Genomic DNA, 20,866 nt, shown 5'->3' with positions numbered 1-20,866 from the left:
AAGTCTATCAAAAGGAACCGGAAAGAAGAAAGGAGAAACAAATGAAGAAAAAGATTTTGGCGATTTTGATGGCTACTTTGACAGTAGGATCTCTGCTGAGCGGATGTGGTGGAGCACAGAGCGGTGATGCAGCCGGAAAGCAGGAGAGCGGCAAACAGGAAAGCAGCGACAGCGAAGAACCGGCAGAGGTTGTATTTGCGTACATGACGCAGAACAATATCCCGGAGTCATCAGAACTGGAAAGAATTCAGAACCTGATCAACGATTATACAGTAGATAAGATCAATACGAAGGTCAAACTGGTACTGTTTTCCAATTCTGATTATATGAATCAGGTGAATCTGATGCTGGCATCCGGAGAACAGCTGGATTTATTTCAGGCATATAATACATCTCATCTGAAATATATCCAGGATGGAACAGCGCTGGATATTACAGAGTATCTGGACAATGATCTGAAAGAGACAACAGAAACTCTTTACGATGGTTTTCTGGCGCCGACAACGGTAGAGGGAAAAACATATGGAATTCTGAATATGGGTTCTAACTATGTACCGGGTGGATTTACCTATCGTGAAGATATTACCGAGGAACTTGGAATCGATATGAGTCAGGTTACCAAACCGGAAGACTTGACAGCAGTGTTTGCAAAGGTAAAAGAAGCTTATCCGGATATGACAATCATTGATCCAAACAGAGCGAATGCGTTATTTGAAAGCTATCTGGGCAAGATTGATAAAATTGATCCATTAGGAGACAATATCGCTTCATCCGTTTCCGGTGTGGCTTATCAGGATAATGCAACTGTAGTGGATATATATGAAACGACAAACTTTAAAGAACTGTGCGAACTGACCAGAAGCTGGTTTGAAGCTGGTTATTATGCAAGTGATGCAGCTACCACAACAGCAACTACCGCAGAATTACTGATGTCCGGCAACTGCTTTGGCACATTCTGTGGGCTGGGTAATCCCAAGATTGCGCAGCAGTATACAAACAACTATGGTCATCCTTTTGAAAATGTACAGATCAGTGATTCTATGATCTGGTCTGGAAACGGCGGAGCATGGATGGTAAATTCCAGCTGTAAAGATCCTTCGGCAGCCTGCAAATTTATGAACCTGCTGTACACGGATGCATATGTAGACAACCTTCTGGTCTATGGAGAAGAAGGAGTGGATTATAAATTGGATGAAAATGGTTGCGCAGTAGCACCGGATGGATATACGGATCTGAACAGTGTAGCCTATACCGATAATATGAACTACTATTTCTGGGGAAATAAATGGCTGACCTATCCGGTTGCAGGCGGTCTGTATGGAGAAGAAAAAGAGACAAACAAGCAGCAGAATTATGATGGAGATCATTCAAACTATTATGGTTTCCTTTACGACTACAGTGATAAAGAAGCAGAATATACCGCATGCCTGAACATTGTAGAAGAATATAAAAAGTCTCTGTGGGTTGGTGCAGCAGATGTAGATACAACACTTGCCGAGATGACAAAACGACTGAAAGCAGCCGGCATGGATGACCTGATTCAAGGAAAGCAGGAGCAGTTGGATGCATGGATGAGTAGTAAATAGGAAAGACTTTAAAAAAGGGAAAGGGCTGCGGAATATCACCGCAGCCTTATTTATAAAAAGGGAGCTCGAATTATATGCCGAAGAGTAAGAAGAAATATGCCAGCAAAAATACATTAGCATTGTTTTTCATTGCACTGCCGGGTATTACATATCTGATTATTAATAACTATATCCCGATTGTGGGAACCTTTATTGCGTTTAAAAAGTTCAGCTATGCAAAAGGAATCTGGGGCAGTCCATGGTGTGGACTGGATAACTTTAAATTTTTGTTTCTGACAGATGATGCATGGGTTATTACGAGAAACACATTGTTATATAATCTGGCTTTTATCGTGATCGGAACCGTAGTTTCTGTAATTTTTGCAATCCTGCTGCATGAGCTGGGAGAACTGTTACGCGGAAAGTTTTTCCAGTCCGTGCTGTTGTTTCCGCACTTACTGTCCTGGGTTGTAACGGCGTATCTGGTATACGCGTTATTGGGAAGTACAACCGGTTTTGTGAACAATACCATCTTAGATGCGCTGGGGAAAAAGGGCGTAGACTGGTATACCGCAAAAACAGCATGGCCGTTTATCCTGGTTATTGTATATCTTTGGAAGAATGCCGGATATAATGCGATTGTTTATATGGCAGGCATTGCAGGCATTGATAAGGAAATTTATGAAGCAGCAAAGATTGACGGTGCCTCTAAACTGAAACAGATTACTGCCATTACACTTCCGCTTCTGAGACCAACCATTATTATTATGACATTAATGGCAATCGGCCGTGTATTCTATTCGGACTTTGGTTTGTTCTATCAGGTACCGATGAATGCGGGAACCCTGTTTTCTACGACACAGACGATAGATACGTATGTATATCGCGGTTTGATGGAACAGGGTAATGTAGGAATGTCTTCGGCAGCAGGTGTATATCAGTCATTAGTTGGTTTTGCACTGGTAATGATTGCAAACTTTATTGTGCGGAAAAAAGATCCGGAAAACGCATTGTTCTAGGAGGCAGGATATGAAAAAGACAGTCAGCGATGAAAAACGATTTATTGCAATAGCAACAGTTATTTTAGTGGTAATCAGTATTGTGGCGTTGTTTCCGATGATTCTTCTGGTGGTTGCGTCCTTTACCGATGAAAATGAACTGATTACAAACGGATATCAGATTTTGCCGAAGAAACTCAGCCTGGAAGCATATACCTACATGGTAAAACAGGCAGCAACAATTGTAAGATCGTATCTTGTTACGATTGGAACAACCGTTGTCGGAACCGGATTAAGCGTGCTACTGACAACTTCGATCGCATATCCGATGGCACGAAAAACATTCAAATATAGAAATGCATTATCCTTTTTTGTGTATTTTACCATGCTGTTTAATGGAGGACTGGTGCCACAGTATATTATGTGGACAACATTTTTTCACATTAAAGATACGTATGCAGCACTGATTTTTCCGAATCTTCTGATGACAGCATTCAATATTTTCCTGGTAAGAAACTATTACAGCAACAGTCTGCCGGAAGCATTATACGAAGCTGCGCAGCTGGACGGAGCGTCAGAAATTGGAATTTTCACCAAAATTGTATTTCCGTTGTCGAAGCCGGTAGTTGCCACCATTGGACTGTTTACAGGTCTTTCCTACTGGAACAGCTGGACCAATGCTTTATATTACGTACAGGATCCAAAATATTTTGGTATTCAGAATCTGCTGATGCGTATCATGAAAAACATTGAATATCTGCGAAGCGGAGCATCAGAGCTGGCAGCGGAAGGACAGGCAGTTTCGCTTCCGGGCAACTCCATCCGAATGGCACTGGCATTTGTCGGAATTTTACCAATCATTATTATTTATCCGATGCTTCAGAAATATTTTATCAAAGGTGTGGTTGTCGGCGCTGTAAAAGGCTGACAGAAAGGAGAAACAGATGGCAGCATATGTACATTGTAATTTTCATTCCTGTATCCTGCGGATGCAGGTAGATGTTTCGATTCTGCTTCCGGAAAAGGAGCGGATGGAAGATGTGGAGCAGGGAAAAAAGGGAGAGACTTTCGGAAAAAACAAAAAATATCAGACCCTGTATCTGCTGCATGGATTTACAGGTGACCACCTTACGTATCTGCGGACCTCCAAAATTGAGCGTTATGCAGATGAGCATCAGATCATGGTGGTTATGCCAAGCGTATATAACAGCGCCTATACGGACATGAAATACGGACTGGATTATTTTTCTTATCTGACAGAAGAACTGACAGATTTTGTGGAGAGAAATTTCCCGGCAGCAACAAAGCGGGAAAACCGTTTTATTGCAGGAATGTCGATGGGAGGTTACGGTGCCTATAAATGGGGACTTACCTGTCCGGAAAAATTTGCGGCAATCGGAGGCGTTGCGGGATCTTACCATGCCGAATATCGTTATCAGGGAAAGGTTAACACGGTATCCACCCTTTGTGAAGCGTTATATGGTGATCCGCCTGCGATTACACCGGAGGTTCATGATGTTTTTACACTGTTGAAAAACCGGAAAGAAGAAGGAAGAGATATTCCGAGATTGTATACCTGCTGCGGTACAGAGGACAGACGTCACCAGGATTCGGTCGATCTGAAGGAGTTTGCGGATCAGCTGGGCGTTCCGCTGCTGTTTGAAGAGGGACCGGGAAGGCATGATGATATTTTCTTTGATGAGTATATTCAGAAGATTCTGGACTGGATGAACTTTGCGGGAAAATCAGTAGAAGAGTAAAATCTGCAGAGTATAAAGGGGGTTGTCTCGCCAGATTTTTTTAGTGCGACAGCCCCACGGGAAATACAGGGAGAAGAGGAAAATGGAGATAGAAAAAGCAGCCGTAGCCGGAACACTGGAATCCAGCGATTGTATGGTTACGGTAGAAGATGGAGATGGAAACATAGATCTGGTACTGGAAAGCACAGTGATTCATCAGTATGGAAATCAGATCCGTCATGTGGTTCTGGATACTCTGAAAAGTCTGGGAGTTCAGAACGTAAAAATTAAGATTGTAGATAAAGGAGCTCTGGACTGCACCATCCGTGCGAGGGTGGAAGCTGCGGTATACCGTTCCGCCGGACAGTCGGAGCAGCTGCCATGGGGAGGTGCAATCAGATGAGAGACGCAAAAAAGCGATTACGCCGTACCATGATGTTTTTAAATGCACAGAAGCCGGGACTGATTAAGGATCCGTATATTTATGGGGCAGATTCTCTGATGTTGGACCTGGAAGATGCAGTGGCAGAAAATCAGAAGGATGCAGCCAGATTTTCCCTGTTTCATGCACTGCGCACGATTGATTATCATGGAGCAGAACGGATTGTACGTATTAATGGTCTGGACACGCCTTTCTGGAAGGAAGATATCCGCTGCGCAGTAGCCGGTGGATGTGATGGCATCCGTATTCCTAAGACAGAGACAGCGCAGGATGTAAAAATAGTGGAGCAGCAAATTTTAAAGGCGGAGAATGAATTTGGCAGACCGGAGAACAGTACCTTAATTATGGCAGCGATAGAATCGGCAAGAGGTGTGGTGAAGGCATTAGAAATTTGCGAGGCTTCGAAAAGGCTGTTTGGTATCGCACTGTCCGGTGGAGATTACACGAAAGATCTGCATACCCACATTACGGGAACCGGAATAGAACTGATGGGAGCAAGACAGCAGCTTGTCATTGCTGCGCGGGCAGCAGGTGTGCAATGTTTTGATACCGTTTATACAGATCTGGAGAACGAAGATGGTTTTCGAGAAGATGTCAATACGATTCACCTGATGGGATTTGACGGGAAATCAATTATCAATCCAAGACAGATTCATATTGTACATGAAATTTTTACACCGAAAGAAAAAGAGATTATTTTTGCGGAAAAAGTAGTCCGTGAGATTGATAGCAAAAAGGCACAGGGAATCGGTGTATTTACTGTGGACGGAAAGATGATTGATATTGCATTTTATGATGGTGCAAAGCGAATAATCGAACTGGCCAAGGCTTCCGGTGTGTACGAGGGGGAACTGTAAGATGAAAAATGCAGTAGGGAGAGAAATTCCCGAGGAAATATTGAAGGCAACAGGAAAAGAAGTATTTCACGGAGTGCATTATTATGATGGTTATGAATATCAGAAAGATGGTCCGAAAACCCGCTGCGTGGTGAATTCCGATGGCAGCAAATTGGTGAAAACAATTCATGAGGCACTGGTGAAATGTGAAATCCGGGATGGCATGACAATTGGATTTCATCATCATTTCCGGGATGGTGATCTGGTTGTAAATATGGTGATGGAAGAAATCCATAAAATGGGTATTAAAAATATTACCATTTGTGCCAGTTCTCTGGGGAAAGCGCATGCAGGACTGGTACCGTACATGGAAGATGGAACGATTACAGGAATCCAGTCTTCTGGTGTGCGCGGTGAGATTGGAAAAGCGATTTCTGAGGGAAAACTGAAAGGGCTTGCAGTGATGCGCTCCCACGGCGGCAGAGTTCGGGCAATCGAAACAGGGGAAGTACACCTGGATATTGCATTTATCGGAGCACCGACTTGTGATGATTATGGAAACTGTCGTGGTATCGGTGGAAAAGCAGATTGCGGAGTATTGTCCTATGCGATGGTAGATGCTGATTATGCGGACCGGGTCGTAGCAATTACGGACTGTCTGGTGCCGTTTCCTAATTTTCCGGCACATATTTCCATGACAAAGGTAGATTATGTAGTAGTGGTAGATGCAATCGGAGATCCCAAGAAAATTGCAACAGGTGCAGCGAAACCGACGAAAGATATGAGAAAACTGATGATGGCGGATTACTGTACACGATTTGTCACTTCTACCCCGTACTTTAAAGATGGATTTTCTTATCAGACCGGTGTGGGAGGCGCATCTATCGCTTCCACCATTTCGTTGGCAAAAATCATGAAGGAACGTGGAATCCGTATGCGTTTCGGCGTCGGAGGATTGACGAAACCGATGTGTGATCTTCTGGATAACAATCAGGTTGATGTACTTCTGGATACGCAGGATTTTGATCTGGATGCGGTAGAATCAGTAAAAGATATCAGGCATTTCAGAATCAGTGCCGGTGAATATGCAGATCCTTTTAACAAGGGCGCAGTAGTCAACAAACTGGATTTTGTGATTCTGGCAGCATTGGAAGTTGATGTAAATTTCAATTGCAATGTTGTAGTAGGTTCCGATGGCGTTATAACAGGCGCGCAGGGAGGTCATCCGGATACGGCGGCAGGCGCAAAATGCACCATTGTACTGACTCCATTATTGCAAGGAAGAATTCCGGCAATCTGTACGGAAGTAACAACAGTGACAACACCGGGAGAATCTGTAGATGTAGTCATCACGGAATATGGAGTTGCAGTTAATCCACTGCGAAAAGATCTGCTGGAAGCGGTAAAAAACAGTGGACTTCCGCTGAAAACGATAGAAGAACTTCGGGATTTGGCTTACCGGATTGCAGGAGAACCGGAGAAAGTAGAATTTGGCGAACGTATTGTAGGAATTATTGAAAGCAGAGACGGAACCATCATGGATGTAGTTCGTCAGATTAAACCATTCCAATTTAAAGAGGAAAAGAAGGTACTCCCGGAGTCAGTACATAAATAAGAGAAGGAGGGCAGGCAGTGGGGGACTATATGGAAGAAACAGGGGATCCTTTTACCGGGAAAAAGAAAGAGGAACTCAAAAAATTTCTGGAATACATGGGACTTACTTATGATGAGCAGATTACGCATTCCATTGTATTGCGAAAAGAGAAAGAAATCATAGCAACTGCTTCCTGCCAGAAAAATATCATAAAATGTGTTGCGGTATCAGAAGAGTATCAAGGACAGAATCTGCTGGCACATCTTATGACATCTCTGATTGAATATTTTTATGGAATGGGAATTTCTCATTTTTTTGGATTTACCAAGCCTCAGAACAAAGAACTGTTTTGCAGTATGGGAATGTATCCGGTGACACAGACAGAAAAAATTCTTCTTCTGGAAAATGACAAAAACGGACTGGAAAAATTCCTGAAACGATTAAAAAAAGAAACACAGGAACAACAGAAGTGCAAAGTGGAAAACAGGCATGAAAACGGTATTGGGGCAGTGGTTATGAATTGTAATCCCTTTACCAGAGGACATGAATACCTGATCCGGGAGGCGGCAAAAAAAAACAAATGGCTGCATATTTTTATCCTCTCAGAAGAACAGAGCTTTCTGACAACGAGAGAACGGTATCAGTTGGTAAGAGAAGGAATACAGGAAATTCCAAATGTGATTCTTCACCAGACCTCAGAATACATGATTTCGCCGGCTGTGTTTCCGACATATTTTATCAAAGAAAAAGCGAAAGCGTATGAGATGAATTGTCAGTTGGATATTCAGTTATTTGGAGAGCGTATTGCACCGGAACTTAAAATTACGGATCGCTATGTAGGCAGTGAACCGGTCTGCGATGTGACACATACCTATAACCAGTGCTTACGGGAGCAGCTACCGTGCTATCAGATCCGCTTTCATGAAATTCCCAGAAAAACATATGGAGACCAGATCATCAGTGCATCTGAGGTTAGAAAAAAATATGCGGAAAATCAATTAAAAAGCGTCTGCGGAATGCTTCCGGAAAGTACCTGGCGCTATCTGGAAAGGAAAAAGAATGAAAACGGAAAATAAGGTTTCCTTAGAGCAGGTATTGTGGAGCCGAGAAAAAAGGGTGGCAACGCAGAAAGAGCTTTTTGAAAAATATCCGGGTACTTTAATCTGCTTTATGCTCAATATTCCGGGTCCGGAAAAGGTAAATGAACTTTTCGAAAAGGTCTTTTATGAAGGAATGGAAAAAATACAGAATAAGCTGGAAATGGAAAAAATTTCGACGGAAGCCCGGCTGGTACAAGAAAACATAACCGGATATGAAGGATATTTGGTTGTGAAAGCAGACGGCTGCCAGGTGAAAAAGCTTATGATTGCTTTGGAAGAGACGAAGATCGGGAGACTGTATGATATTGATGTATTGGAAAAAGAAAATACGAAAATCAGCAGAAAGGATCTTGGATTTCCGGAAAGAAAATGTCTGTTATGCAACAACCCGGCCTGCCAGTGTGGCAGAAGCAGAAAACATTCGATCGAAGAATTGAGAAAAAAGATCTATGGTATCATATGGGAAGAACAGCTGCAAAGAGGCGTAGCTGCTGAGATCAGTCAGGCACTGATGGAGGAAGTGTATACAACACCAAAACCAGGCTTAGTAGACCGGGAGGATACCGGTGCGCATACAGATATGAACTGTCAGACATTTCAAAAGAGTACAGAGGCGATCGCCGAAGATCTGGCGGCAATGTTTGTAGCCGGGTATTCCTGGGAGGCAGCTCCGGAGACATTGTTTCCCCTTCTCAGAGAAAGAGGAAAAAAGACGGAAGAAAAAATGTTTGCTGCAACCGGAGGAGTCAATACGCACAAAGGAATCATTTTTACGATTGGCATTCTTGCAGCAGCGGCCGGAATTTCCCTGAGAAATTTCGGAACAATCGAATCGGAGGATGTTTGCCGGATCAGTCTGGAAATGACAAAAAAAGAGTTGGAACAGGATCTGAGAAAATTAAAACAAAGCTCGGGGATCACGCATGGAGAAAAAATTTACTGCCATCTGGGCGAGAAAGGAGTCCGGGGACTGGCGATGAGCGGATATCCGATTCTGTGTGAACGTACGGTTCCTCATATGAAGCAGTATATAGCAAATAACAGGGATCAAAATCAGATCAATGTACAGATTCTTCTTGAGATTATAGGAGAGCTTACGGACACAAATGTCATCAGCAGAACCAGTGAGAAAGAAATGCGATGGCTGCAAACAGAAGCAAGGGCAATTCTTAAGACAGGTGGTGCTTTTTGCGCGGAGGGTTTGCAAAAAGTGCGAGAACTGAATCAGATTTGTATCCGGAAAAATATGAGTCCGGGAGGAGCTGCGGATTTACTTGCGGCAACGATTTTTTTGTGCCGCATGGAAACCTTGATGGAACGTTTGAAAAGTATAACATAATAAAAATATATGACGCTGTCATTGATCTTAAAATGTACGGTCGCTCTTAATGCTGAATATTTTCAGCTGTTAAGAGCGGCCGTTTACGTTGGAAATATACGGCAGTATTGTCGGAAGAAAATGGTTACTGTTTGCCTGAAGGTTGATTGCATCAAAAAAAGGAGTCTGCTATACTGTAGCTATGTTTATTTTTTTGGCAGAAGTGGATCAGAACAGGAGGAGCGAAACATGAGTCTGCAGTTTATTATGGGAAATTCGGGAGCTGGAAAGTCGAGATATGCGTATCAGAAAATTCTGGCGGAAGCGATGCGCCACCCGGAGAAAACTTATCTGATCATTGTGCCGGAGCAGTTTACAATGCAGACGCAGAAAGAGCTTGTGTCACTGCATCCGGCGGGCGGTATTTTAAATGTTGATATTTTGAGCTTCCAGCGTCTGGCTTACCGTATTTTTGAGGAGACCGGAGGCAGTCTGTACCCGGTGCTCGAAGAAACGGGAAAGAGTCTTGTGGTAAAACGCGTTGCACAGGAGAAGAAAAAGGAGCTGACGATTCTTGGAAGTACGTTAAAGAGAACCGGCGCAGTTTCGCAGATGAAATCGTTGATTTCCGAGCTGAAGCAGTATCAGATTGCGCCGTCCGAGCTTGATACGTGGGCGGAGGAGACGGGAGAGAAAAAGCTGCTGGCAGCAAAGCTGAAAGACACCGGGGTAATCTACCGTGCATTTGAAGAATATCTGGAAAATCGCTACGTGACGGCGGAGGATGTGCTGGAGGTTCTGGCGGGAAAGCTGGAAGAAGCATCACTCATTCGAAACAGTGAGGTACTGGTGGACGGATTTACCGGATTTACGCCAGTACAGATCGGTGTGCTTGGAAAACTGTTCCGGCTTTGTGAAAAGGTCTATGTGACGATTATTATGGATGAGCGGGAGGATCCGTATAAAAAGGCAATCCCGCACCAGCTCTTTGCGATGAGCCGCCAGCTGATTCAACAGCTTATGAAAGCGGCAGACGAAGCAGGGTGCCCAGTGGAGCCGGAAATCTGGGTCAGACGCTCGGGATATGGCCGTTTTCAGTCGGGAAGCATGATGGATCAGTTGGAACAGAACCTGTTTCGATATGGAATAAGAAGGATTGTCGGAACAGAGGCAGGAAAAAGAGCAGAGTCAAAAGCAGGGGCAGGAACAAATGGAAAGAACAAAAAAGAAATTGGGCCAAGCACGCTGGAAAATGCACAGAAAACGAAAAAGGAGCATTTGGAGTCCGGACAAAATCTGAAACAGCAGGGTATTTACATTAGTGTAGCGCCATCTCCACGTGCGGAGCTCGAGGAAACGGTGCGCCTGATCCGCCGCATGGTGCGTGAGGAGAAGATGCGGTACCAGGATTTTGCCGTTCTGACCGGAGATCTTTCCATTTATGGCACATATGCGCGGGAAATTTTTGAAAAATGCGGCATTCCGTACTTTGTGGACGAAAAGCATTCTGTGCTGATGAATCCGTTCGTGGAATTTCTGCGCGCGGCGATCGAGATGGTGGTACAGAGCTTTTCCTACGAGAGCGTCTTCCGTTATCTGCGCTGCGGCCTTTCGAGTCTGAGCCGCGAGGAGACAGATGCGATGGAAAACTATGTTCTGGCACTTGGCATCCGCGGGCTGAAAGCGTATGGGGAGACGTGGACGCGGGGATACCGCGGCATCAAACCGGATGAAGTGCCGCAGCGCAATCTCCTACGGGAAAAATTCTATGCCGAAGTGCAGCCGTTTGCAGAACAGATGAAGAAAAAAGACGCCACGGTGCGGGAGCGGACGGAGGCACTGTACGCACTGGCGGTGCAGAATCAGATGCAGGAAAAACTTGAGGAGCGGCGGCAGCAGTTTGAAGAGCGGGGACAGGAGGCATTTGCAAAAGAATACAGCCAGATTTACGGTATTGTCATGGAGCTTCTGGATAAGATTGTCGAGGTGCTGGGCGATGAAAAAATGACGTTGGCAGAGTATCAGGAGATTCTGGAGGCTGGCTTTGCAGAGGCTTCTGTTGGCATTATTCCGCCGACCGCGGACCAGGTACTGATCGGTGACAATGAGAGATCACGTCTGAAGGATATCCGTGTGTTGTTTTTCGTCGGTGTGAACGACGGGCTGATTCCGCGTCACGACGCGGGAGGCGGTATTCTTTCGGAGTATGACCGCGAGGAGCTGGAGCGCGCGGATGCAAAACTCTCCCCGACGGCGCGGGAGACGATGTATCAGCAGAAATTCCATCTCTACCGAAATCTGACAAAACCATCGGAGCGGCTGTACCTTTCCTTTGCGAAAGCGGGCGCGTCCGGCGAGGCGCAGAATCCGTCGTATCTGATTAACGAAATCCGAAAACTCTTCCCGGAGATCCCGGTGCGGGATATCGAAAAAGAGGAAAATCCGGAGGAAAAACTGGAAATGCCGCGTTCCGGGGAGGCACTGTTTCTGGAGGAGCTTGGAAAGGCGGCAGAGGGCGAGATGAATCCGCTGTTTGAAGAGCTTTACCGCTGGTATGCGGCACATCCGGAGGCGGGGATTCCGGCGGAGACATATCGGAAAGCGGCTTTTCTGCGCTGTGCGGACGGTGTGATCGGAAGGAGTGCGGCATCGGCGCTGTACGGGGACACTTTGAAAAACAGTGCGACACGGCTGGAAAAGTATGCGGCATGTGCGTTTGCCCACTTTATGGAGTTCGGACTTCAGATCCGCGAGCGGGATCAGTATGAGCTGAAAGCGGCCGATATGGGAACGGTTATGCATGAAGCACTCGAAAAGTTTTCAAAAAAACTGCAGGAAAATGGCGAGACATGGAAGACTGTCGGGGATGATACCCGTGACCGCCTGATCGAGGAGTGCGTCGAGGAGACGATGGCAGATTACGGAAACACGATTTTCCAGAGCTCAAGCCGGAATCAGTATCGCATCATCCGCGTAAAGCGGATTCTGAAACGGACGGTGTGGGCGCTGCAGCAGCAGATTCGGCAGGGAGAATTTGAGCCGGGTGAATTTGAGGTTTCGTTCTCCATGGAGGACTCCTTGTCGGCGATTAATATTGATCTGTCGGAGCATGAGAAGATGCGCCTGCGCGGACGGATTGACCGCGTGGATCTCTGTGAGACGGACGATAAGGTCTATGTGAAAATTATCGATTACAAGACGGGAAATACATCGCTTGACCTGGTGGCGCTCTATTATGGGTTACAGCTGCAGCTGGCGGTTTATCTGGATGCGGCGGTGGAGCTGGAGCAGAAAAAGCATCCAGGTAAGCTGGTGGAGCCTGCGGGGGTATTTTATTATCATATTGATGATCCGATCCTCGACCAAGAAGAAGATGAGACCGATGAGGCGTGGGGCAGACGGATGCTGAAAGCACTGCGGATGGATGGCCTTGTAAATGCAGATCGGAAGGTGGTGGAGCTTCTCGACCGAGTACTCGCGGATGGAACGACGTCGGATGTGATTCCGGTTGGAAAGAAGAAGGATGGAAGCTACACGGGCTATTCGAAAGTGGCATCGTCGGAGCAGTTTAATGTGATTCGGACATACACCAGAAAGAAGGTACGTGAGATCGGCGAGGGCATTTTCTCGGGAAATGTAAAAATTTCGCCGTTTCAGCGGGATGGAGCAACGGCATGCGCATATTGCGAATATCAGGGAATCTGCGGATTCGATCAGAAAATTCAGGGATATGAATACCGTAAATTAAAGGGCATGGATACAGAACTGCTGATGAAGGTAATGCAGGAGACAGCACAAAGAGATCAAAAAGAGTGACTGCTTTTGAAAAAGTGAAATATGGTGCATTTTTTCCAAGTGAGGGAAAGAAAATCAGCCAGAAAGAAGAGGGAAAGAACATGGCAGTAAAATGGACAGCGGAACAGCAGAAAGTCATTGATGCGAGAGACCGGAATCTTCTGGTCAGCGCGGCGGCGGGTTCCGGAAAGACGGCGGTTCTGGTAGAGCGGATCCTTGCAATGGTGAAAGACCCTGTGCATCCAATCGACATTGACCAGCTTCTCGTCGTAACCTTTACGCGTGCGGCGGCAGGAGAAATGAAAGAGAGAATCGGCCGCGCTCTGCAGCAGAGCCTTGCGGAAAACCCGGAAAATGAGCATTTACAGCGGCAGCAGACCCTGCTTCACCATGCGCAGATCAGCACAATTCACGGTTTCTGTTCCTATGTGATAAAAAATTACTTTCAGATGATCGATCTCGATCCGGTGTACCGCATGGCGGATGAAGGGGAGATCCGTCTGATGAAAAGCGATGTGATCCAGAAGGTCATGGAAGAACGCTTTACGGAAAAGGAGTCTGCATTTACACGGTTTGTGGAGAGCTACGCGGCGGGAAAGCAGGATGACGGGCTCGATGCACTTGTGCTGAAACTGTATGAGTTTTCCATGAGCTATCCATGGCCGGAGCAGTGGCTCGAAGAGTGCCGGGCGGCGTACCAGATGGATTCACCGGAAGCAGTGCAGGAGAGTATCTGGGTACAGGAGCTGATGAGCGAGGCGAAAAAGCGGCTCTCGAGTATTCTGGAAGGGATTCAGGAAAACCGGAAAACAGCAGTAAGCTCTGGAGGACCGTATTTATATGATGAGGCGCTGGCTTCTGACCAGCAGATGGTGGAAGAACTGCTGGAAACAGAATCGTTTGATGAACTGGTGCGCGCGATGGCCGGAATGAAGTTTAAAGCACTTTCGCGGAAAAAGGCAGACGATGTGAGTGAAACGCTGAAAGATCAGGTAAAGGCGGAGCGCGATGCATGTAAAAAGGAGCTGCAGAAGTTAAAAGAGCAGTTCTTTGAGAAGGACAGCGCTGCGATTGCGGAGGAGATTGCCGACTGCCGGGAGCCCATCGGGGTGCTGATTGATCTGACGGAGCAGTTTGCAAAAGCGTTTGCGGAGAAAAAACGGAGCAAAAATATTCTTGATTATGCCGATCTGGAACACTTTGCGCTTGAAATTCTCGTGCAGCAAAAAGACGGCTGCCTGGTGCGGACCGATGCGGCGCGGGAGCTGTCGGAGCAATTCCGGGAAATTATGATCGATGAGTACCAGGACAGCAACTTTATCCAGGAGGCACTGCTCTCTGCGGTGTCCGGTGAGGAGGACGGCAGGTGGAACCGGTTTATGGTCGGCGATATCAAGCAGAGTATCTACGGATTTCGTCTGGCGCGGCCGGAGCTGTTTCTGGAAAAATATCGCACGTATCAAAAAGACGGAGAAAGCCAGCAGAGGATTGATCTCGATAAAAACTTTCGAAGCCGGCCGGAGGTGCTTGCAGGGGCGAACTATGTGTTCCGTAAGCTCATGAGTCCGGAGCTTGGCGGCATTGCGTATGATGAGGCGGCGAGCCTTCATGCGGGTGCGGTGTTCCCGAAAAAAGAAGAAGGAAATATGGATCCGTGGCAGAGGGCATACGAAACGGAGCTTCTGCTGCTGGACGACCAGGCGCCGGAGCTGGAAGATGATAAATCCCGCGAGACGAAGATGGAAACGGAGGCGGCTGCCGTTGCGGCGCGCATCCGGGAAATGGTTGGAAATGAGGAAGTTGTGGATAAGGAGACCGGGGAATACCGGAAAATCCAGTACCGGGATATCGTCATTTTACTCCGTGCGGTCAGCGGCTGGTCGGAGACGTTTTCGCGTGTGCTCCAGGCGGCTGGAATTCCGGCTTACAGTACATCAAAAACAGGGTACTTTTCCACGCAGGAAATTGTTACGGTGCTGAATTATCTGCACCTGTGTGATAATCCATGTCAGGAGATTCCATTTACGGCCATTCTGCGTTCCCCCATCTGCGGATGCACAGACACGGAGCTTGCGGCGGTGCGTTGTGTGGATAAAGATGTGAAAATTTACGAGGCATGTGGAAAATATGCGGCGATGGGGGATGATGAAGCACTCCGGGAGAAGCTGAGGAGGTTCCTTGCACAGCTCGAAACGCTGCGAAGCCGCGTGCCGTATACGCCGATCCATGAGCTGATCACACAGATTCTCGAGGAGACGGGCTACGGCGGCTATGCATCTGCAATGCCGGGTGGTGTGCAGCGGCGGGCAAATCTGGAGATGCTGGTGGAAAAGGCGGTGGAATTTGAGGCGACGAGTTACCGTGGACTGTTCAACTTTATCCGTTATATCGAGCAGCTTCAGAAGTATGAAGTCGATTTCGGCGAGGTGAATATTTACGGGGAGAGCGCAGACACGGTGCGTATCATGAGTATTCACAAGAGTAAAGGACTGGAATTCCCGGTTGTGTTCCTCTCGGGCATGGGCAAATCGTTTAACCAGATGGACAGCCGTGCGGCGCTTGTACTCCATTCCCGCATGGGTATCGGCGCGGATGCGATCGATCCGGAGCACCGCGTCCGTCAGGCGACACTGCCGCGGCAGATCATCCGGCAGAGCATGAAGCTGGAAAATCTGGCGGAGGAGCTGCGGGTGCTTTACGTTGCCATGACGCGCCCGAAGGAGAAGCTGATTATGACGGGCATGGCGTCGAAGCTGGAGAGCCGCGTGAAGCAGTGCGCGGCACATGCGGGGCGGCAGGAGGAGCTGCTGTCATATCAGACATTGAGCAGTGTATCCGGGTATCTCGACTGGATTTTGCCGGCATTTTCGAGAAACCGGTGTTTTGACGGGCTGTATGAACAATTCGGTCTGGCAGGGAATGCGGACAATCCGCTGTATGCGGAGAAAATTCCGGTAACGATCCGCCTTGTATCACCGGCAGGACTTGTTGAGGGAGAGGTGCTGCATCAGATGGAGCGCGCGGTGAATGAGCAGAAAATCATGGAAATTCCGAAGCAGCCGCCGAGAGAAACGGCGCTGAAGGAACTTGTGGAGGAGCGGTTTGCCTACCAGTATCCGTATGAGAAGGAAAAACAGATTCCGGTAAAAGTTACCGTTTCGCAGCTGAAGAAGGCCGGGATGGAGGAATCCGAGATCGGAAAAGAGCTGTTCGCGCAGGAAGAACTCGTACCAATTGTGCCGGGCTTTCTGAAAAAGGATCATGTTGCGGCTCTGACGGGCTCTGACCGCGGAACGGCGTACCACCGCCTGCTGGAATGTCTCGATTACCGCAGAGCGTACAGCATCACAGAGCTGATGGCACAGACGGAGGAATTGATTGCAGAAGGAAAGATGACGAAAGAAGCAGCGGAATGCATTTATTTCAAATCGATCCTCGCTTTCGCAAAAAGTCCGGTTGGAATGCGGATGCGGAATGCCTTTTTGAATGAAACCCTGAAACGGGAGCAGCCGTTTGTGATGTCCGTTCCGGCAAGTGAGGCAGATCCGTCCTATCCGGAAGATGAAACCATTCTCGTGCAGGGAATCATTGACGCATGGTTCCCGGAGGGGGATGAGATTGTTCTTGTGGACTACAAAACGGACCGTGTGAAAGAAGCCGGGGAGCTGAAAAAGCGGTATGAAAAACAGCTCGCCTACTACCAGCAGGCACTGGAGCGGACGACAGGGAAGAAAGTGAAAGAGAAAATTATTTATTCGCTGGCACTGGATGAAGAGTTGGTATTGTAGGAAAAAACTACTAGAAAAAACAACTGTCAAAACAGGGATAAAGTATGATATCATGGTTGAGAAACAAACAGGTATTGAGAAACAAAGAGAAAAAAGGAGATTCAGTGATGATTCGAAAAATTGTTCAGATAGAGGAAGACAGATGTACAGGATGCGGGCTTTGTGCGCATGCCTGTCATGAAAGTGCGATTGCGATGGTTGACGGGAAGGCAAAGCTGATCCGGGATGACTACTGCGACGGATTCGGTGACTGCCTGCCGGTCTGTCCGGCAGATGCGATTTCGTTTGTGGAGCGGGAGGCGCTGCCGTACGATGAGGAGGCGGTAAAAGAGAACCAGCGGAAGGCAAAAGAGGCGGCCGGGCAGGAGAATACCGGAGCAGGAAAAGCAGGTGAAAACAGCTGGGCGATTGACCGTGCAGATGCGCAGGAAAATTCTGCAGCAGTTCCGTCCCGGCTCCGCCAGTGGCCGGTGCAGATCAAGCTGGTGCAGGAGCGGGCTTCGATGTTTGCAGGAGCAGACCTTCTCGTTGCGGCGGATTGTACAGCGTATGCGTATGGAAACTTCCACCAGGATTTTATTCGGGATCATGTCGTTCTCGTAGGCTGTACAAAACTTGACGATATCGATTATTCCGAGAAACTTGCGCGGATTTTCATGAGGAATGATATTAAGAGTATCACGGTTGCACGCATGGAGGTTCCGTGCTGCGCAGGAATGGAGCGTGCCGTGAAGATGGCGCTGAAAGAGAGTGGAAAGAAGATTCCGGTGAAAACCGTGGTGATTTCTACGGAGGGGGAAATTTTGTAGAAAATCAGATATAGTAATTAGCGTGTGCCCTTAAAAGTTATTTTACAATTGGTACATTCTGCTTTGTGGAATATGTAAGACGAAAAAAATGAAAAGCTCGGTAAGAGGTATTAGAAAAATGAGTATGACGAAGATACAAGAGGAGCTTCTTGGTGCGCTGATCGGTCTGGCCCGGTCGGTAGATGGAAGAGGAGAAGCAGCAAAAGGTGAATCGCAGGAGTTTTCCAGCGGTGACAGCAATGGTCACCGCCCGGACAAAGCCACGCATGAGATTCTGCTTGGCGGAATTTGTGCGGCAAATCCGGAAAAAGAGCTGAGGGAAGAAGAGGGGAAATCCTGGATTGTACGCGTGGAGGCAGAAAAGAACCGTCTGAATCCGGATTGCGCAGTGTGCAAGGGAAAATGCGGCAGAACAGATAACTATGATCTCGAAGAAATGGAGACAGATGAACCGTCGGACCGGGCACGAAAAGAGCAGATTCTTGCGGAATTGTTTCCGATGGCAGAAAAACTGCAGCAGCTTCGGAAAGAAACAAAAGAGCAAAACGAAGAATTGCAGGGGGCGGTTAATTTTTTGTATAAGGCATTGTTTGCGATTGGAAACTATGTCGGGGAAAAGAGTCTGCAGAGTGTGGTGCAGGAGATGAATACCCTTTTTGTTAAATTGGAAAATGTATTGAAATAAGTAGAAAATAAGAAAAATCCTCTGTCCGGAGTGTATAAAAAACCCCGGAAACAGGGGATTTTTTGCGTTCTGCGCCAAGTGCATAAAACGTATTATCGCGTTTTCACAAAGTTTTGCAAAACAGGACCCTGTTCACCAGAACTGCCTGGGTAGGCGCAGAGCGGTACGTGATATTGTGAACACGTACGATCCGAAAAGGCGTTTATGAGGAGCGCCGTCTGATCAGAAGAAATATCCGCGGACTTCACGCAGAGCAGTATCAGGGTGACCTTACGAATGTGAAAATTCTGGATCACGGACCGGTGTTTATCAAAGTAGAACTGATCTTTACACTGAAGGGAACGTATCACAGCAGTGTTGTGATGAAAATGTACCGGCACCTTCCGAAAATTGAGTTTTCTTACCGCGTTACCGGACAAAAGATCAGACGATTCTGGTTAATACTTTTGACACACCGTTACTTTACATGGGGGAGATGGAATCCCACCCAATCCTTCTGTGCGATAACAAAGAGGAGAATAATAAACGGCCGGTTTACAGCTGGATTATGAATAACACATGGGAAACAAACTTCAAGATGGACCTGTCCGGATTCAGTGAATTCCGCTATGGAGTTGAGATTGTGGAGCAGGGAACCGCAGAGAAAGATATGGAAAGCCTGTCAGATAATGACAAGGGTGTGGTTACCTTTATTTGCGGGTAATCATTGTTCCGCGGTTTTACGGCGGTGTCAGGCAATGAGGCCATGGCTGTCTGGCGGTAGTATGAAAAACAGCAGAAGATGAAAAAAGACAGCGGGGAGTATGACAATTAGACGAAAAAGTCAGACTTTCCGCTGCTTTTTCGTTAAAAATGAAAACAGGCGAAAAAGTACTGCGTTAATATTAAGATGTTATGTGACTTAACACAAGAACACAGATTTTCTGTCTAAAAAATCAAAAGAAACAGAAGAATACTCCTCGATCTATACAAATTAGGACTGGAAAATAAGAATTTTAATATACAAAATAACGAAAAGGCTATTGACAATCTTTCTAAAGGATGTTAACATATAAAAACAAGTTAAGAAACAAATAGAGGGGCTGTTGGTAACATGGCAGAGAGAAAATCAGTATCCATGCAGGATCTGGCAGATAAGCTGGGCATCAGTAAAGTAACAGTTTCCAAGGCGCTGAACGGAAAAGACGGCGTGGGAGAAGAACTGAAAGAAAAGATTTTTACGCTTGCGAGAGAATCCGGTTATGTCCTTCCGGACTACGGAAAACGGAAGAGCAAAAAAGTCGGTATCATCATGAGTCCGCGGTTCAGCTCCGGAGACGAAGGAAAATTTTATATGGCAATGTACGAGCGGATCATCTACGAGCTGCAGAGAGCATCCTGCTCGAGTATCATGATTTCTCCGACAACAGCAACACTCCCGTCGGACATGAACACGATACAGACCAGAGGGCTGTTCGACGGCCTGATCTTTCTTGGTATTCTCGATAAGGGTGTCCGGGAGCAGATTGCACAGATTGATCTCCCGAAGGTGTATGTGGACATCTACGATCAAACCCACAAATCCGATTCCGTCATCACCGAGAATATTTACAGCTCCTATGAGCTGACCAATTACCTGATCCAGCAGGGCCACACAGACATCGGATTTGTCGGAACCGTAGGAAGTACAACCAGTATTTCCGACCGATATCTCGGATATCTGCGGAGAATGCTGGAGGAGGGAATTTCCCCGAAAAATGAGTGGAGAATCCCGGACCGAAGCGATGAAGGCATTGCCATTCCGCTTTTGCTGCCGGAGAAGCTGCCCACCGCATTTGTCTGTAACTGCGATGCCACCGCATTCAAATTAGTGCAGGCATTAAAAGAGCGTGGAATCTGCGTACCGGAGGATGTTTCCGTGACCGGTTTTGATGATTCCATTTATGCACAACTGTGCAGTCCGTCGCTCACCACGGTTGCGGTTGACACCGACGCGATTGCACGTCTTGCGGCAAAACGTATGATCAAACATATGAATGAACCGCAGAAAAAGAGCGGCGAGGTATACCGCATTCCCGGAAAGATTATTTACCGGGATTCCGTTTGTAAGATAAACGGATCAAGTGATAAGCCCGAGCAATCGGGAGAAGGAGGAAAAAATCTTGAGTAAACCAAGCAAAAAGAAAAAAGGACGCTGGACCAAGAATGACACGGAGCT

At 46.9% G+C, this 20,866-nt stretch carries 15 protein-coding genes; all 15 read left to right on the top strand.

Annotated features, from left to right (window positions below; genetic code table 11):
- Positions 1-41: 41 nt before the first annotated feature.
- The 15 genes from DW642_RS09235 to DW642_RS09165 all read left to right on the top strand — a co-directional run bounded on the left by DW642_RS09235 (position 42) and on the right by DW642_RS09165 (position 20,818).
- On the top strand, positions 42-1,586 hold the full coding sequence (locus DW642_RS09235; protein WP_117509986.1) for an ABC transporter substrate-binding protein: 1,545 nt from the start codon (positions 42-44) through the stop codon (positions 1,584-1,586).
- Between the two features lie 74 nt (positions 1,587-1,660).
- Complete coding sequence (locus tag DW642_RS09230) at positions 1,661-2,584, top strand: ABC transporter permease (RefSeq protein ID WP_117509985.1); 924 nt, start codon at positions 1,661-1,663, stop codon at positions 2,582-2,584.
- 10 nt (positions 2,585-2,594) lie between these two features.
- Positions 2,595-3,491, top strand: a complete 897-nt coding sequence (locus DW642_RS09225; protein ID WP_055226569.1) for a carbohydrate ABC transporter permease — start codon at positions 2,595-2,597, stop codon at positions 3,489-3,491.
- Between the two features lie 16 nt (positions 3,492-3,507).
- Entirely contained in the window at positions 3,508-4,323 is an 816-nt protein-coding gene (locus DW642_RS09220) for an alpha/beta hydrolase (protein ID WP_117509984.1), read from the top strand.
- A gap of 82 nt (positions 4,324-4,405) precedes the next feature.
- On the top strand, positions 4,406-4,705 hold the full coding sequence (gene citD / locus DW642_RS09215) for a citrate lyase acyl carrier protein (RefSeq protein ID WP_055226572.1): 300 nt from the start codon (positions 4,406-4,408) through the stop codon (positions 4,703-4,705).
- Positions 4,702-5,601, top strand: coding sequence for an aldolase/citrate lyase family protein (locus DW642_RS09210; protein ID WP_055226574.1), 900 nt, complete (start codon positions 4,702-4,704; stop codon positions 5,599-5,601). The genes citD and DW642_RS09210 overlap by 4 nt, the downstream gene beginning before the upstream one ends.
- A gap of 1 nt (position 5,602) precedes the next feature.
- Positions 5,603-7,195, top strand: a complete 1,593-nt coding sequence (citF, locus tag DW642_RS09205) for a citrate lyase subunit alpha (RefSeq protein ID WP_117509983.1) — start codon at positions 5,603-5,605, stop codon at positions 7,193-7,195.
- A 17-nt stretch (positions 7,196-7,212) separates the two neighbouring features.
- Complete coding sequence (gene citC / locus DW642_RS09200; RefSeq protein WP_117509982.1) at positions 7,213-8,250, top strand: [citrate (pro-3S)-lyase] ligase; 1,038 nt, start codon at positions 7,213-7,215, stop codon at positions 8,248-8,250.
- A complete protein-coding gene (gene citX / locus DW642_RS09195; protein ID WP_117509981.1) occupies positions 8,234-9,613 on the top strand; it encodes a citrate lyase holo-[acyl-carrier protein] synthase in 1,380 nt (459 codons plus the stop codon). The genes citC and citX overlap by 17 nt, the downstream gene beginning before the upstream one ends.
- Positions 9,614-9,841: 228 nt before the next feature.
- Entirely contained in the window at positions 9,842-13,408 is a 3,567-nt protein-coding gene (locus DW642_RS09190) for a PD-(D/E)XK nuclease family protein (protein ID WP_117509980.1), read from the top strand.
- Positions 13,405-17,175, top strand: coding sequence for a helicase-exonuclease AddAB subunit AddA (addA, locus tag DW642_RS09185; RefSeq protein ID WP_242991160.1), 3,771 nt, complete (start codon positions 13,405-13,407; stop codon positions 17,173-17,175). Before DW642_RS09190 ends, addA begins: the two co-directional genes overlap by 4 nt.
- Positions 17,176-17,282: 107 nt before the next feature.
- Entirely contained in the window at positions 17,283-17,984 is a 702-nt protein-coding gene (locus DW642_RS09180) for an ATP-binding protein (protein WP_117509979.1), read from the top strand.
- Positions 17,985-18,102: 118 nt separating this feature from the next.
- Positions 18,103-18,669, top strand: coding sequence for a hypothetical protein (locus DW642_RS09175; RefSeq protein ID WP_117509978.1), 567 nt, complete (start codon positions 18,103-18,105; stop codon positions 18,667-18,669).
- Positions 18,670-19,144: 475 nt separating this feature from the next.
- On the top strand, positions 19,145-19,372 hold the full coding sequence (locus DW642_RS09170; protein ID WP_117509977.1) for a hypothetical protein: 228 nt from the start codon (positions 19,145-19,147) through the stop codon (positions 19,370-19,372).
- 390 nt (positions 19,373-19,762) lie between these two features.
- A complete protein-coding gene (locus DW642_RS09165) occupies positions 19,763-20,818 on the top strand; it encodes a LacI family DNA-binding transcriptional regulator (protein WP_117509976.1) in 1,056 nt (351 codons plus the stop codon).
- The last annotated feature ends 48 nt before the right edge of the window (positions 20,819-20,866 follow it).

The sequence above is a fragment of the Blautia sp. AM23-13AC genome, from assembly GCF_003435675.1.
Lineage (GTDB): Bacteria > Bacillota > Clostridia > Lachnospirales > Lachnospiraceae > Fusicatenibacter > Fusicatenibacter saccharivorans.
The sequence above is the reverse complement of the archived record's forward strand: the minus strand, read 5'-3'. Positions and strand labels throughout refer to the sequence as shown.